This is a genomic window from uncultured Methylophaga sp. (assembly GCF_947259025.1).
Classification (GTDB): domain Bacteria; phylum Pseudomonadota; class Gammaproteobacteria; order Nitrosococcales; family Methylophagaceae; genus Methylophaga.
In genome coordinates this window covers 702,015-716,778 of record NZ_CAMYKO010000005.1, presented here as the reverse complement: position 1 = coordinate 716,778, position 14,764 = coordinate 702,015, and the positions used below count along the sequence as shown (strand labels likewise).

The following is a 14,764-nucleotide window of genomic DNA, read 5'->3' as shown; positions in this document are numbered from 1 at the left end:
TCAGCCTTGCGCTTCAATTTTGTTCAGCAGGAACTGTACCAGCAGGGGCACCGGACGACCGGTGGCCCCCTTGGCTTTGCCGCTATTCCAGGCGGTACCGGCAATATCCAGATGCGCCCAGTTGAACTTTTCAGTGAAGCGCGACAGGAAACAGCCGGCGGTGACACTGCCTGCTTCTTTACCGCCAACATTCGCCATATCAGCAAAGTTACTGTCCAGTTGCTGCTGGTAGTCATCCCAGATGGGTAACTGCCAGGTGCGGTCATAACTGTCGTTACCGGCCTTGATCAGAGAGTCAGCCAGCGTTTGATTATTGGCCATCAGACCGGTGGTGACACTGCCCAGCGCAACAATCACCGCGCCGGTCAGGGTGGCGATATCGATCACGGTATCTGGGTCAAAGCGCTCACTGTAGGTCAGTGCATCACAGAGGATCAGGCGGCCTTCAGCATCGGTATTAAGGATCTCGATGGTTTTACCGGCCATGCTGGTGACAATATCGCCGGGTTTATTGGCATCACCATCAGGGAGGTTTTCCGAGCTGGGCACAACACCCACCACATTAATTGGCAGGCCCAGTTCCGCCACGGTTTGAATGGTGCCAAAGACACTGGCAGATCCACACATATCGTATTTCATTTCATCCATGCCCGGCGCCGGTTTAAGTGAAATACCGCCGGCATCAAAAGTCAGGCCTTTACCGACGAGCACGACCGGTTTAGCATCGCCGCCGCCCTTGTATTCCATGGTCATCAGCTTGGCCGGTTCACGACTGCCGCGTGATACGGACAGCAGCGAGCCCATGCCCAATTCTTCCATTTGCGCTTCATCCAGAACCGTGGTGGTCACGGAATCAAATCGCTCGCCCAGGCTGACAGCCTGTTCTGCCAGGTAGGTCGGAGTGCAGATATTGCCCGGCAGGTTACCCAGCTCTCGGGCGAGGTTCATACCGCGGCCAATCGCTGCGCCTTGATCAACCGCCTGACCAAATGCCGCCGTATCGGTTTCTTCGCCGACGAAGCTAAGTGTATTGAGCGGTTTTTCAATCGGCTTGTTTTCGCTTTTGGTGTGGGTGTAGCGATATAGCGCAGTTTCGGTGTTGAGCGCGGTCTGGCGCACTTTCCAGGCACCGCTGCGACTGCCCAGTTCGATTTCCGCCAGACAGCAGACTGCAGACTGAGCACCACTTTCGTTCAGGGCCTGAGCCATGGCGGTGGTCGCGGTGTTGAAGTCGTTTTCTGTGGTTTTACCTTTTTTGCCTATACCCAGTAGCAGAATCCGCGGGCTTTCAATGCCATCGAGATGGTGCAGGAACAGTGTCTGGCCGGGTTTACCGGTGATATCGCCGCCATCAATTACGCGCTGGACAGCGCCGCGGGTGTCTTCGTCAAGTTGCGCAGCAGCCGGGCTCATTTCGCCATCCTGATAAACGGCAACGACGAGACAGTCAGTCGCCTGCGATGCCAGCGCATCGGTAGTTACAAAATACTGCATGGATTTCTCCTGTAGGCATGAATTAGTTTAGACTTCTTTGAATTCGAATCTGATTGTGCCAAAAACAAACGTTTTATTCTAACCAAGACTCGCCTTTAATGCTCATCGTTCCCCGACCACTGACTGCCTGGCTGACGACACTGGATCGCTACCTGCTGAAGGAGTGTGTTATTAACCTGGTGGCCGTCACCGGTGTGTTGTGGCTGATTTATGTGTCCACCCGCTTTGCCCGTTACCTGGCCGATGCGGCCGTGGGTAATATGCCGGCAGATGTGATTTTCAGCCTGCTGGGGCTGAGTTCGCTGGGGGCTTTATCGATTTTGCTGCCCATCGGGGCTTTCCTGGCGGTGATGCTGTCGCTGGGGCGGATGAGTTCTGATAATGAACTCACGGTGATGGCGGCCTGTGGCATTTCCAGGCTACGCATCATGCGCAATGTCATGCTGTTTGCCGGTACAGTCGCGGTGATTGTGGCGGTGCTGGCGCTTTTTGTCGTTCCCGGCGCTTTATCGGATCGCTACCAACTTCAGGAAAAAGCCAAGATCTCCGCCAACACCACCGGGCTGATTGCCGGTAGCTTCAAGGAGAGTGAAGAGGGCGACTGGACTTTTTACTCGCAGGGTTTGAGCGCCAACAAGCAGTTTATGGAAAACGTGTTTATCGAGATCCAGCGTGACGACAAGCCACTGATATTCCGTTCGGAAACCGGGCATTTCGAAATTGATCAGCAAAGCGGGGATAAGTTTCTGGTATTGGAGGATGGCTATCGTTATGAAGGTAAAGCCGGTGACCAGGACTTTACCATTGCCGAGTTCGGCACTCACAGCCTGCTGATCGAAAAAGGTCAGCAGGGCGAAGTTCGTGAGCGGCATAAAGCGCTGCCCACTGCCGAACTGCTGGAGCGGGGTGAGCCGCGTGATATTGCTGAAGTGCAGTGGCGAACGGCAGCAGCTTTAATGACCTTGTTGTTGTGTTTGCTGGCGGTGCCACTGGCCAATGCCGGACCGCGGCAGGGCCGGTATGCCGGTTTTGTGCCGGCGGTGTTGGTCTACATCATCTACAGTAATCTGCTGGCAGTAAACAGGGCCTGGGTGGCCAAGGCAGAAATGCCTGCCTGGCTGGGCGGAATTTGGGTGCACCTGTTAATGCTGGTGGTCCTACTGCTACTGTTAAACCGTCAGCCGCTGAAACGTTATCTGAACCGTCGCAAAGCCAGCGTGGAATCCTAGATGCGCATTTTATCGAAATACCTCGCTCAGAATATCCTGGCCAGCACGGTGCTGGTATTGCTGGTGTTGCTGGCTTTATATACGTTCATGGACTTTATCACCGAGCTTGATGACCTGGGTGAAGGCAGCTACGGTTTACTGGAAATTCTCCGCTATATCGGCCTCACCATGCCTAAGCGGATTTATGAACTGCTGCCGATTGCGGCTTTACTGGGCAGCGTGATTGGCCTGGGGAATCTGGCCAGTCAAAGTGAATTGGTGGCGATGCGGGCGGCCGGTTACAGCCTGGCCGATATCAATAAGGCGGTGATTGTTGTTGCTGTTTTACTGATGCTGCTGGCGCTGGTTGTGGGCGAAGGGCTGCGACCACTGACTGAACAATCAGCACGCCAGCTCCAGTCGGTGGCACAGACCGGCACGGTGGGCTCACGCTCCGAACATGGTTTCTGGACCCGGGACGGCAATCACTTCAATCACATTGAGCGGATCAACGGTGATGGTAGTTTTTCCAATGTGCAGATCTATGAGTTTGATGATAAGCATCGTCTGCGGGTTGTGACCCGGGCTGCAACGGCTGAGTACCAGCAGGACAGCTGGATTTTAACCGATGTGGTGCAGAGCAATATTGATAAAGCCGGGGTCAAGGTGCGTTCGGTTAATCACGCCCGCTGGCAGTCACAACTCAACCCCGGCATGGTGAACATCGTGGTGGTGCCACCGGAGTTTTTACCGGTGTGGAGTCTGCTCGAATATGTGCAGTATCTGAAAGACAATCATCAGTCGGTGGCACAGTATGAGCTGGCATTCTGGAGCAAGCTGATGATGCCGCTCAGCACCGCAGTGATGGTATTACTGGCCGTGCCGTTTGTATTCGGTCCTTTGCGAACGGCACCGATTGGTGGCCGCATTCTGGCCGGGGCGCTGACCGGGATTGGTTTTCACCTGTTTAATCAGAGTTTTCAGCATATGGGGCTGGTGTTTGGTTTACTGCCCTGGCTGGCATCGGCATTTCCGACGCTGGTGTTCGCCGGTCTGGCCTGGTGGATGAACAGCCGGGTCCGTTAGCAGTGCTTTGTTTGCTGGAAAGATATCAAGGAAAGAGTTGAAAAGATGGCGTCCCCTAGGGGGTTCGAACCCCTGTTACCGCCGTGAAAGGGCGGTGTCCTAGGCCTCTAGACGAAGGGGACCCGGATCTTGCAGATTGTAAAGTTTTAAAAACAAACGGGCCTGCTGTCAGACCCGTTTATCGTATGGCGTCCCCTAGGGGGTTCGAACCCCTGTTACCGCCGTGAAAGGGCGGTGTCCTAGGCCTCTAGACGAAGGGGACCTAAAACTTTTTCTTTCGTTTTTATGGTGGAGCTAGGCGGGATCGAACCGCCGACCTCTTGCATGCCATGCAAGCGCTCTCCCAGCTGAGCTATAGCCCCCCGAAAGGAAGCGCATATCATAGGGACTGGAGCTAATACTGTCAACACAAGATGGTAAATTAATTTCATTGCCACGCCGGTATCTGCGAGGCTTATCAGTAGCGAGTTTTCCCCGTTTCAGAGGCTGTTCCTGCTAAGTCTTTGACTGTACATGATTATCATCAGCGTGGACGATGCGGCCCTGACAGCTGATTTGCCGATTACTCCTATATATGCGATAAATTGAGCGTTATTTTGCATTCGGTCAGAAACGATGTCATGGCTGGGGCAGCAGCTTGAGGATGAACATGCGCAAATTAAAGCTTATATCAACGCTTTTAATGTCCTGCTTTGCCGGGACTGTTCTGGCCGAACAAGAACAGGGATTGATGTGTCACTTTGGCTATGAGGATTTGTTTCTTCCCGCCACGACTCAGGGACCACAGCAGAGCGAAATCGATGTCAAAGCTGACGATGTGCAACTACTGCAACAGGGCACTTCGGTTTTTTCCGGCAATGTTGATATTACCCGGAGCGGTCAGCAACTCAGCGCAGACCGTGCTACATACAACCGCAACAGTGGTGATGTGACGGCACGAGGTAACGTGCGACTGCGAGACAGTGAAATGGTCATTGATGCTGAACAGGCTGAATGGTCTATGACACGTGACAGAGGACTCATGCTCAACGCTGAGTATCGGGTCAGGCAAATGCATGCCCGCGGTGAAGCATCGCACCTGTTACGTCAGGGCATCAGTTCTACCGATCTTGATAATGCCACCTACACTACGTGTCCCGAGGGCGATAACTTCTGGAAGCTTAAAGCCAGCGAAGTGCACCTTGACCATGAAGCTGGGGTTGGCGAGGCTGAAAACGTGGTTGTCAGAGTGGCCGGTATGCCGGTTTTTTATACCCCGTATATCAACTTCCCCCTTAACGACGAGCGTAAATCCGGTTTTTTGGTACCGTCTATCGGTAACAGTGACGAAACCGGTTTTGATGTTTTCACCCCATACTACTGGAATATTGCGCCGAACCTGGATGCCACTTTAACGCCACGCTACATGAGTGACAGAGGAATGATGCTGGGCGGGGAATTCCGTTACCTTTTCGAAAAGGCAGAGGGCGTAGTGGAAGCCAGTTACTTGGGCTCTGATAATCTGCGTAAAGATGGAGAAGATATCAATCCACACTATCAGGAAGACCGCAAACTGTTTTCATGGCAGCACCGAAGCCTATTTGAAAACAACTGGCGTGCTCTTGTTGACTACAATTACGTATCGGATGAAAACTATTTTGAAGACTTTGGCTCCAGTCTCAATCTGTCCAGTCGCACTCATCTGAACCGGAGGGTGGAAGCGGGGTATCGTGGCCAAATCTGGGACTTCACAGCGAGAATGCAGGGCTACCAGACGCTGCGTGATGTCCCCGAGCAATACAAGCGGCTGCCTCAGTTCCTGTTGCGTGGGTATATGCCGGATCGGGCGCTGGGTCTCACGTATGAGTTTGAGGCTGAATATGTCGAGTTTGATCACGATGACAGGGTCGAAGGGCAGCGTGTGAATTTTGAACCGGCAGTGAGCCTGCCGATGGGCTCGGCTGCTTTCTTTGCAACACCCAGACTCGCTTTTAACCACACCCGCTACAACCTGACGAATGATCAGTTTAATCAGTTTGATGATGATGCTTCACGTTCCTTGCCGATTGCCAGCTTTGATACCGGCCTGTTTTTCGAGCGGCCATTGAATATCAGTGGGAATGGTTTTATTCAGACCCTCGAGCCGCGTGCTTTTTATCTGTACATCCCCGAGCGTGAACAGTCTGATATTCCTGACTTTGATACCGCCCTGTCATCATTCAATATGATCCGTCTGTTTTCCTATGATCGCTTTATCGGTAATGACCGGGTGGGTGATGCTAACCAACTGTCACTGGCAGTGACTACCCGCATCATTGAAGAGCAGACGGGTAAGGAAAAACTGCGTCTGACTTTGGGACAAATCCAGTATTTCAGTGATCGTGATGTGACCTTGCCTCAGGGTATGGTTGAAGAAGATCGAGAGTCGGACATGGTGGCTGAGGCAGTGGCCTATATCAATGATGAGTGGTCAGTGAATGGCGAAATACAGTGGGATCCGGACGTTAATGAATCTAATTTGTCATCAGTCGGTGTGCGTTACCGTGGTGATAATGGCAGCGTCTTTAATGTCTCACACCGTTATCGCCGTCAGAATGCCTCAACCAACCGCCTGGATGGTCTCGAACAAATCGATATTTCAGCCAGTGTGCCGATTAATGAACGTTGGCAGGTGTTCGGTCGCTGGTACCGCTCCCTCACCGAGGGGCGGACGCTTGAGGGGCTGCTTGGTGTGCAGTACGACAGTTGCTGCTGGGCGACCCGGCTGGCTATTCGTAACTACGTGAATGAGAGCCGCGCCTTTAACAATAATGTGAATAACAACCAGCCTATCGATGATGATCGCAATCTGGCCATTTATTTCCAGATTGAGCTCAAGGGACTGGGTGCCTTCGGTAATAAAACAGATCGTTTGCTGGAGCAGAGTATTCGCGGCTATAGCGCTGACTGAACTCAGCAACGCCGGCACTGTCTGCGACTATAAACAGCAAGCTTTGTAATCCTTTATAATGCCAGCTCGAATTTTGGAGTAATTGTTTTGATGAAGTATCTTTTCGCCGCCTTTTTGTTGGTCTGCAATGTCGCTTGGGCTGCACCGCTGGATCGCATCATCGCGGTTGTCAACGACGAGGTCATCCTGGAAAGTGAACTGGTAGAAATGCAGCAGACGGTTCGTCAGCAGTTGCGTCAGCGCCAGTCAGCCATACCGCCCTCAGATGTGATGCGTAAACAGGTGCTTGAACGCCTGGTTGTGCAGCGATTGCAATTACAGCGCGCTGAAGAAGTGGGCGTGCGGGTTGGCGATGATGCGCTCAACGCTGCGCTGCGCCAGATTGCTAATAACAATGACATGAACCTACGCCAGTTCCGGGATGTGCTGGAAGATGATGGTTATGAGTTCAGTCGTTTTCGCGAAACCATTCGCGAAGAAATGATCATTACCCGCCTGCGCAAAAGCCAGGTGGAAGACCGGGTCGTGGTTTCGGATCGGGAAGTCGATAATTTCCTGGCGACACAAACAGTGCAGGCCGGTAATGAAGTTGAATATCACTTGCAGCACATCCTAATCAGCATGCCTGAAGCCGCTGCACCAGAAGAGGTGCAGGAAGCGCAGGACAAACTGGACACCATTCAGTCTTTGCTGAACGAAGGTGGTGAGTTCGGAGAAGTCGCAGCCGGTTATTCCGATGGTCAGAATGCGCTGGATGGCGGTGAACTGGGCTGGCGTAAGCAGGGTGAACTGCCGTCCCTGTTTGCCGATGTGGTGCCCAGATTGACAGTGGGTGAAGTCAGTGAACCGCTGCGTAGCGGCAGTGGTTTTCACCTGGTCAGGCTGAAAGACAAGAAGAGTGCTGAGCGTCACCTGGTCAAGCAAACCAAGGCCAGCCATATCCTGATCAAACCCAACGAAGTAGTCAGCGATGAAGAGGCTCAGAAACGCCTCAATCAATTACGCCAGCGGATTGAAAACGGTGAGAATTTTGCCGAATTGGCACGTGCGCACTCGGAAGATACCGGCTCAGCCATTGAAGGCGGCAGCCTGGGTTGGGTGAGCCCCGGTGTTATGGTGCCCGAGTTCCAGGAAAAAATGGATGAACTGGCCGTCGGCGAACTCAGCGAAGTCTTCAAAAGCCGTTTTGGCTGGCATCTGATCATGGTCGACGACCGCCGTGAAGAAAATATGGCGGAAGAATTCAAGCGCAACAAAGCGCGTGAACAAATCCGTCAGCGTAAAATTGATGAGGAAATGGAAAGCTGGCTGCGGGCAATGCGCGACGAAGCTTATGTGGAGTATCGCGAAATTTGAGCCCGGTCCGTCGTATTGCCCTGACCGCCGGTGAACCGGCCGGTATCGGCCCCGATCTGTGTGTTCAACTAGCCCAGCAACAACAGCACGCGCAACTGATAGCCATTGCTGATCCTGAGCTTTTACGCCAACGTGCGGCAATGCTGGATTTACCGCTGCAGCTTATTGAAGTGGATTTAAACTCAGCAGCCGTGATCAGCGAGCCTGGCAGCCTGTATTATCTGCCGGTCGCTTTGAACGATGATGTGGCCGCGGGTGAGCTCAATCCCGTCAACAGCCGTTATGTGTTGCAGACCCTGCAAGTCGCGTTGGATGGCAGTTTGCAAAACACATTTGATGCCATTGTCACCGCGCCGGTGCATAAAGGCGTGATCAACGATGCCGGGGTCAGTTTCAGTGGCCACACCGAATTTTTTGCGGATGGCGCCGGTGTGGCACATGTAGTGATGATGCTGGCGACGCATGATCTGCGGGTCGCGCTCGCCACCACACACCTGCCTTTGCAAGCTGTCAGCGCCGCTATTACCCGGTCCAGTCTTGACCAGATCATTCACATCATCGATAACAGCCTGCAGCGGCAGTTTGGCATCCCTTCCCCTCGTATAGCGGTTTGTGGGCTTAATCCGCACGCTGGTGAGGGCGGGCATCTGGGACGTGAAGAAATTGAGGTCATTGAACCAGTGATTGAGGCTTGCAAGTCGCAAGGGTTGGCTGTCACCGGACCCTGGCCGGCCGACACGATATTCAATCAGGACAAACTGAAAGATTACGATGTGGTGCTCGCTATGTTCCATGATCAAGGCCTGCCAGTGCTGAAGCACCACGGCTTTGGTAAAGCCGTCAACGTGACGCTCGGCTTGCCGTTTATCCGTACCTCGGTTGACCACGGCACAGCTTTAGATATGGCGGGTAGCGGCCGCGCTTCTGCCGGGAGTCTGCAGGCGGCGGTTGATATGGCTGTCGATATGGCAGACAGCAGGGATAAATAATGGCCACACAGCAATATCCAAGAGCACGTAAACGCTTCGGTCAGAACTTTTTGCATGATGAAGCCATTATTGAGGCGATTATCGAGGCAATCAGCCCCGAGCCGGGGCAACACCTGGTTGAGATCGGTCCGGGCCGCGGGGCACTAACCCAGCCGCTGCTGGCACATTGTGATCGACTGGATGTGATTGAACTGGATCGTGATCTGGTGCCGCTACTGAGCCAAAAACTCAGCGCTCATGAACAGGTGCTGGAGATTCATCAGGCCGACGCTTTGCGGTTTGATTATCACAGCCTGCAGCGCAGCAATGAAAAACTGCGGGTCATTGGCAACCTGCCCTATAACATTACCACGCCTTTGTTATTTCATCTTTTGGCGCAGGGCGACATTATTGATGATATGTGCTTTATGCTGCAGCGGGAGGTGGTGGAGCGCATCTGCGCTGCGCCAGGCAACAAGCAGTATGGTCGCCTCAGCATTATGATTCAGCACCAGTGCGCTGCAACGCAATTATTCGTCGTACCCCCCGAAGCATTTGATCCGCCGCCCAAAGTGGAATCTGCGATTATCTACTTGCAGCCTTTGTCACAAAACCGGGGGGGAGAGGTTGAACTGGCAGCACTCAACCGGATCGTCACTCAGGCTTTCAGTCAACGTCGTAAAACGATCGCTAACACCTTGAAAAAACTGGTAACTTCGGAAACTTTCGAGCAGGCTGGTATCGACCCGTCACAGCGCCCTGAAACTGTGTCTGTTGAACAGTATGTGCAATTAACACAGGGCTTTTTGCAACAGCAGCGAACCTGACAATATTCATGGCTGCAGGCTGATTGTCAACCGTGTGAGCTTTAACAGTCGTCAAGTCTGAAAAAATCTTGTCCCAAACACCCATTACCCTTCTTGACACGCTGATTTTGCTGTAGTTAGATACTCAACAGTCCGGTAGCGCTGAGCCAGACGATGGGCCTACCGACTTTTGGACGACATAACGATTAATAACGATATGAGGAATTAAGCTGTGAATAAATCTGAACTTATCGATGCAGTTGCCGCTGCTGCAGATATCTCTAAAGCGAAAGCCGCTCAAGCTGTTGATGGTATGACTGCCGCGGTTACCAAATCTCTGGGTAAAGGCGATCAAGTCACTTTGGTTGGCTTCGGCACCTTCTCTGTTCGCGAACGTGCTGCACGCACTGGTCGTAACCCACGTACCGGCGAAGAAATCAAAATTGCTGCTGCTAAAATTCCTGCATTCAAAGCTGGTAAAGCGCTCAAGGATGCTGTAAACTAGTCGTTTTTCTGGGGTGCTTAGCTCAGCTGGGAGAGCATCGCCCTTACAAGGCGAGGGTCGGGGGTTCGATCCCCTCAGCACCCACCAGGAATTCTTGGAGCGGTAGTTCAGCTGGTTAGAATACCGGCCTGTCACGCCGGGGGTCGCGGGTTCGAGTCCCGTCCGCTCCGCCAAGACGGAAAAAGGGCGCATTTGATGCGCCTTTTTTTTTGCCTAATGGTTTAGACTATCCCTTTTTTCAACAAACAAAATAAGTAAGGTTCTCTTCCATGTTGCATTTCATACGAGATCGCGCCCAGGGATGGATTGCCTGGTTCATCGTCGGTCTGATTAGTATTCCGTTTGCGCTTTGGGGTGTGAACTCCTACATGACCGGAGCTTCCGATGTCGTGGTAGCCGAGGTGAATGGCGCGGAAATCAAACAGACCCAGTTGCAGCAATCTTTGCAACAATACCGTGACCAGATGCGTAACGCTCTGGGTGAGCAGTTTGATCCGGCGATGTTCGAAGGCGCTGCTGCCAAGCGCCGGATTCTCGATGGCCTGATTGAGCAGCAACTGCTGCGTGAAGCCAATAACTCACTGAATCAGACGGTGAATGATGCCAGCGTATCTGAAATGGTTCGCTCGACTCCGGCTTTCCAGCGTGATGGTCAGTTTGATTCTGAATACTATTCAATGGTGCTGGCACGGGCCGGCTATACGCCGACCAGCTACGAGGCACAGCTTCGCACTGATCTGCTGGCACGGGAGCTGACCTCAAATATTGAGCGTAGTGCCTTTGTCACTGAGGAACAGGTCGATCGCAAGCTGGCGCTGGAAAATCAGCAGCGTGAAATTGCCTATGGCGTGATTCCATTGCAGGACTACGTCGATCAGATTGAGATTGAAGATCAGGCGATGCGCGACTATTACGAAGCTAATAAAAGCAGCTATACCGCACCAGAACAAATCAGGCTTAATTATATTGAGCTGGACATGGAGACAGTGGCTGACAACATTGCCGTGACTGAAGACGAACTCAAGCAGTTTTACGCTGATAATGAATCGCAGTTTGTGGGTAATGAACAACGCCGTGCCAGCCATATCCTGATTGAGGGCAATGATGAGGCGGCATTGGAGAAAATCCAGGCCATTGCTGAACGTATCGACCAGGGCGAAGCATTTGAAGAACTCGCTCGCAGCAGCTCTGAAGATGTGGGCTCAGCCTCTCAGGGCGGTGATTTGGGCTATTTCGGTCGTGATGTCATGGATCCGGCCTTTGAAGAAGCCGTATTCGCGCTGACTGAAACCGGCGAAGTCAGTGAACCGGTTGAGACCGAGTTTGGTTATCACTTGATTAAGCTCACTGGCATTAAGCAGCCTGAAGTGAAGGATTTTGCTGAAGTTGAGGATGAAGTCAAAAAACGCTATCGCCGTCAGGAAGCGGAGAGTCGCTTTTTCGACCAGGCCGAGCAACTGGCTAACCTGAGCTTTGAAAATCCTGACAGTCTCGATGTCGCGGCTGAAGCGCTGGAACTCGATATTAAAACCACCGAACTGTTTACCCGGGGCGGTACTGAAGCGGGTATCAGCAGTGAAGCCAAAGTGCTGTCAGCTGCTTTTGGTGAGGATGTGCTCAATAATGATCTCAACAGCGCAGTGATAGAGTTGTCCGACACCCGTCTGGTCGTTATTCATAAGAACAAGCACATTCCGGAAACCGTGCTGCCTTTCGAATCCGTTCAGCCGGCGATTCAACAACAGTTGCTGTTTGAAAGAGCACGTGAATTCGCCCGTGAAAAAGGTGAAGCGATTCTGGCCGAAATCAAATCCGGCGCTGACGCCGAAGCACAGCTGGACAACTGGCAGGCAGCGGCTTCTTACGGCCGTGACAGTGAAGAGGTCAGTGCTCAAATCCTGCGCCGCGCCTTTGCGATGGCTCAGCCGGGTAATGCTGCTGAGTATGCCGGCTTTAGTGCAGACAATGGTAACTACGTGCTGATCAAACTTAGCGCCGTTGAAAACGGTGACCCCGCGTCAGTTTCAGAAGAAGACCGTGAGACTGCCAGACAGTCGCTGGCGCAAATGCAGGCCCGTGCTCAGCTACAGGCCTTTATTGCCAGTCTGCGGGCTGAGGCGAATATCGATATTATCGATAAAAGCCTGCGTTAATTGGTAACGCTCTCAGCAATAAAAAAGCGCCTGCGGGCGCTTTTTTTATGTCAGCCTGTCAATCACTGCCGCACCGACACTGTCACCCCAGACATTGATGGTGGTGCGAAAACGATCTAGGAACCAGTCCACCGCTAACAGTAAGGCAATCCCTTCCAGTGGCAGGCCCACTGCAGTCAGTACTATGACCATAGTGACCAGACCGGCTTCGGGAATGCCGGCGGCGCCGATCGCTGCCAGGGTGGCAGTGATGAAGACCAGTGCCTGCTGCATCAGGCTCAATTCGATACCGTAAGCTTGGGCAATAAACATCACGGCCGCGGCTTCATACAGCGCCGTGCCGTCCATATTGATGGTGGCGCCCAGGGGCAAGACAAATTTCACTGCTTTGGGATCGACTTTGTTTTCACGGGCACATTCCATGGTCAGTGGCAGGGTGGCAGAAGAACTGGCGGTACCGAAAGCGGTGACCAGCGCCCGTGCCATGCCCAGCAGATAATCAAAGCCACGGCGAGCGACAAACAGCATGATCAACACCAGTACTACGCCGTGGATCAACAGACCCGTTAATACGGTCACCACATGCAGGCCTACGGCTTTAATTTCTGCCATAAACTGTTCGCCGCCACCGACACTGCCCAACCTCGCGGCTATCAGGGCGAAGATACCGACAGGTGCCAGGTGCATGATCCAGATCACCAGTTTCATCATTGCTTCATTGATGCCGTCAAACACTGCAAATACCGGTTTGGCTTTGTCACCGGCAGTGGTTAACGCCATTGCAAACAAAATAGCAAACACAATCAGCGGCAGTAGCTGGGTTTCAGCAGCGGCATCAATCAGATTAGGAGAAATCAGGGATAAAAAGATATCGCTGATACCGGTATCCTGCTTGGCCAGAATACGTTCCGGCACCTCAGTCTGGGTCAGGGCAATACCGGCACCGGGCTGGATCCAATTCACCACCAAAAGGCCAATGAAAACAGCGATACCGGTAGTCGCAAAATAATAGGCCACTGTGGTACCGCCGAGTCTGCCCATCTGCCGAATATCACCGATCGAACCGATACCACTGATGATCGAGGCAATGATCAGCGGAATGATGGTCATTTTCAGCGCATTAAGAAACAGTGTCCCCAGCCAGCCGATGCCGGTAGCTGCCTCGCCGGCATACCAGCCATAGAAAACCCCTGCGACAGCCCCGGCGATGATAAAGCCCAGCAGGGCCATGGCATGTGAATGTGACATGATTGTCTTCCTTGGTACGGGAGGCGGCAGCCTGTTTTCTCAGCATGCCCCGGATACAAAACAGGGCATTAAAAAATGCCCTGTAAGTGGATGGTAGCAGATATAGGCTGGTTTACTTGTCGCCAATACCGACGATGTTGTAACCAGCGTCGACATAGGTGATCTCGCCGGTCACGCCCGATGCCAGGTCGGAGCAAAGGAAAGCGCCGACATTGCCGACTTCTTCAATAGTCACGTTGCGGCGTAAAGGCGAGTTGCGCTCACCATAGGCCAGCATCTTGCCAAAGTCGCCGATACCGGCGGCCGCCAGTGTTTTGATAGGTCCTGCAGAGACCGCATTAACGCGAATGCCTTCTTCACCCAGTGAGTAAGCCATGTAGCGAACAGTCGCTTCCAGTGAAGCCTTGGCGACGCCCATCACGTTATAGTTATCAATAGCTCGCTCGGCACCAAGATAGCTCAAAGTCAGCAAAGATCCGTTACGACCGGCCATCATCACTTTGCCCGCCTTGGCCAGCGCAGCAAAGCTGTAGGCGCTGATATCGTGTGACTGGGCAAAGCCTTCACGGGTCACACTGTCAACAAAACTGCCCTGCAGTTGTTCTCGCGGTGCAAAGGCTACCGAGTGAACGATGCTGTCGAGTCCATCCCAGTGTTTATTAAGCTCGCTGAACACCGCATTAATCTGCTCATCACTGCTGACATCGCAGGGAAAGACCAGGGCAGGATCGGCGCCGCATTCGCTGGCAATTTTCTCAACCCGGGATTTGAGTTTGTCGTTCTGGTAGGTAAAAGCCAGTTCGGCACCCTCTCTGGCCATGGCATGAGCAATGCCTGAGGCGATGGAACGGGGGCTGGCAACGCCCACAATTAACACACGTTTGCCTTGCATAAAGCCCATAAGTCTCTCCTAAACGGCGGATAAAGCGGGATAACTTACCTGATTTTGCTGATCACGGGAAGGGCGACCACGCAGTAATCTCATGATAATCTTGGTCACACCTAAGCTTC

General features: G+C 52.9%; 11 protein-coding genes and 5 tRNA genes. 10 read left to right on the top strand and 6 right to left on the bottom strand.

Translation table 11 applies throughout. From position 1 onward, the window contains the following. Complete coding sequence (locus Q0X64_RS09440; protein ID WP_297811850.1) at positions 1-1,494, bottom strand: leucyl aminopeptidase; 1,494 nt, start codon at positions 1,492-1,494, stop codon at positions 1-3. Between the two features lie 98 nt (positions 1,495-1,592). On the opposite strand from Q0X64_RS09440, the gene lptF reads away from it, so the two are divergent. Both lptF and lptG read left to right on the top strand, forming a co-directional pair. Then, complete coding sequence (lptF, locus tag Q0X64_RS09435; protein WP_297811847.1) at positions 1,593-2,723, top strand: LPS export ABC transporter permease LptF; 1,131 nt, start codon at positions 1,593-1,595, stop codon at positions 2,721-2,723. Next, positions 2,724-3,788 (top strand): LPS export ABC transporter permease LptG, encoded by a 1,065-nt coding sequence (gene lptG / locus Q0X64_RS09430; protein WP_297811844.1) that lies wholly within the window; start codon positions 2,724-2,726, stop codon positions 3,786-3,788. It abuts the gene before it with no gap. A gap of 46 nt (positions 3,789-3,834) precedes the next feature. On the opposite strand, the gene Q0X64_RS09425 is transcribed toward lptG, so the two are convergent. From Q0X64_RS09425 to Q0X64_RS09415, 3 genes are all read right to left on the bottom strand, one after another. After that, positions 3,835-3,910 (bottom strand) — tRNA-Glu (locus Q0X64_RS09425). Between the two features lie 64 nt (positions 3,911-3,974). After that, positions 3,975-4,050 (bottom strand) — tRNA-Glu (locus Q0X64_RS09420). A 24-nt stretch (positions 4,051-4,074) separates the two neighbouring features. Continuing rightward, a tRNA-Ala gene (locus Q0X64_RS09415) sits at positions 4,075-4,150 on the bottom strand. Between the two features lie 287 nt (positions 4,151-4,437). Here Q0X64_RS09415 and lptD point away from each other — a divergent pair. The 8 genes from lptD (at position 4,438) to Q0X64_RS09375 (ending at position 12,505) form a co-directional block, all read left to right on the top strand. After that, positions 4,438-6,717, top strand: a complete 2,280-nt coding sequence (gene lptD / locus Q0X64_RS09410; protein ID WP_297811841.1) for an LPS assembly protein LptD — start codon at positions 4,438-4,440, stop codon at positions 6,715-6,717. Between the two features lie 90 nt (positions 6,718-6,807). Beyond that, complete coding sequence (locus Q0X64_RS09405; RefSeq protein WP_366517504.1) at positions 6,808-8,073, top strand: peptidylprolyl isomerase; 1,266 nt, start codon at positions 6,808-6,810, stop codon at positions 8,071-8,073. Further along, complete coding sequence (pdxA, locus tag Q0X64_RS09400) at positions 8,070-9,062, top strand: 4-hydroxythreonine-4-phosphate dehydrogenase PdxA (RefSeq protein ID WP_297811838.1); 993 nt, start codon at positions 8,070-8,072, stop codon at positions 9,060-9,062. The genes Q0X64_RS09405 and pdxA overlap by 4 nt, the downstream gene beginning before the upstream one ends. After that, positions 9,062-9,868 carry a 16S rRNA (adenine(1518)-N(6)/adenine(1519)-N(6))-dimethyltransferase RsmA gene (gene rsmA / locus Q0X64_RS09395; protein ID WP_297811835.1) on the top strand — a complete coding sequence of 269 codons (807 nt, stop codon included), beginning with the start codon at positions 9,062-9,064 and terminating at the stop codon, positions 9,866-9,868. The genes pdxA and rsmA overlap by 1 nt, the downstream gene beginning before the upstream one ends. 211 nt (positions 9,869-10,079) lie before the next feature. Further along, positions 10,080-10,352 carry an HU family DNA-binding protein gene (locus Q0X64_RS09390; protein ID WP_297811831.1) on the top strand — a complete coding sequence of 91 codons (273 nt, stop codon included), beginning with the start codon at positions 10,080-10,082 and terminating at the stop codon, positions 10,350-10,352. Positions 10,353-10,363: 11 nt separating this feature from the next. Continuing rightward, positions 10,364-10,439, top strand: a tRNA-Val gene (locus tag Q0X64_RS09385). 9 nt (positions 10,440-10,448) lie between these two features. Continuing rightward, positions 10,449-10,525, top strand: a tRNA-Asp gene (locus tag Q0X64_RS09380). A 96-nt stretch (positions 10,526-10,621) separates the two neighbouring features. After that, positions 10,622-12,505: a SurA N-terminal domain-containing protein gene (locus Q0X64_RS09375; RefSeq protein ID WP_297811828.1), complete on the top strand. Its 1,884-nt coding sequence runs from the start codon at positions 10,622-10,624 to the stop codon at positions 12,503-12,505. A 45-nt stretch (positions 12,506-12,550) separates the two neighbouring features. Here Q0X64_RS09375 and Q0X64_RS09370 read toward each other — a convergent pair whose 3' ends face one another. Together Q0X64_RS09370 and Q0X64_RS09365 are read right to left on the bottom strand one after the other, a co-directional pair. Beyond that, complete coding sequence (locus tag Q0X64_RS09370; protein WP_297811825.1) at positions 12,551-13,753, bottom strand: dicarboxylate/amino acid:cation symporter; 1,203 nt, start codon at positions 13,751-13,753, stop codon at positions 12,551-12,553. Between the two features lie 112 nt (positions 13,754-13,865). Beyond that, complete coding sequence (locus Q0X64_RS09365) at positions 13,866-14,654, bottom strand: enoyl-ACP reductase (RefSeq protein ID WP_297811822.1); 789 nt, start codon at positions 14,652-14,654, stop codon at positions 13,866-13,868. Positions 14,655-14,764: the final 110 nt, after the last annotated feature.

Bases quoted from the DNA above. Each gene is read 5' to 3' on its own strand.
- Q0X64_RS09440 (WP_297811850.1), bottom strand. From the start codon at position 1,494: ATGCAGTATTTTGTAACTACCGATGCGCTGGCATCGCAGGCGACTGAC.
- Q0X64_RS09370 (WP_297811825.1), bottom strand. From the start codon at position 13,753: ATGTCACATTCACATGCCATGGCCCTGCTGGGCTTTATCATCGCCGGG.
- Q0X64_RS09405 (WP_366517504.1), top strand. From the start codon at position 6,808: ATGAAGTATCTTTTCGCCGCCTTTTTGTTGGTCTGCAATGTCGCTTGG.
- rsmA (WP_297811835.1), top strand. From the start codon at position 9,062: ATGGCCACACAGCAATATCCAAGAGCACGTAAACGCTTCGGTCAGAAC.
- Q0X64_RS09375 (WP_297811828.1), top strand. From the start codon at position 10,622: ATGTTGCATTTCATACGAGATCGCGCCCAGGGATGGATTGCCTGGTTC.
- lptF (WP_297811847.1), top strand. From the start codon at position 1,593: ATGCTCATCGTTCCCCGACCACTGACTGCCTGGCTGACGACACTGGAT.
- lptG (WP_297811844.1), top strand. From the start codon at position 2,724: ATGCGCATTTTATCGAAATACCTCGCTCAGAATATCCTGGCCAGCACG.
- lptD (WP_297811841.1), top strand. From the start codon at position 4,438: ATGCGCAAATTAAAGCTTATATCAACGCTTTTAATGTCCTGCTTTGCC.
- Q0X64_RS09365 (WP_297811822.1), bottom strand. From the start codon at position 14,654: ATGGGCTTTATGCAAGGCAAACGTGTGTTAATTGTGGGCGTTGCCAGC.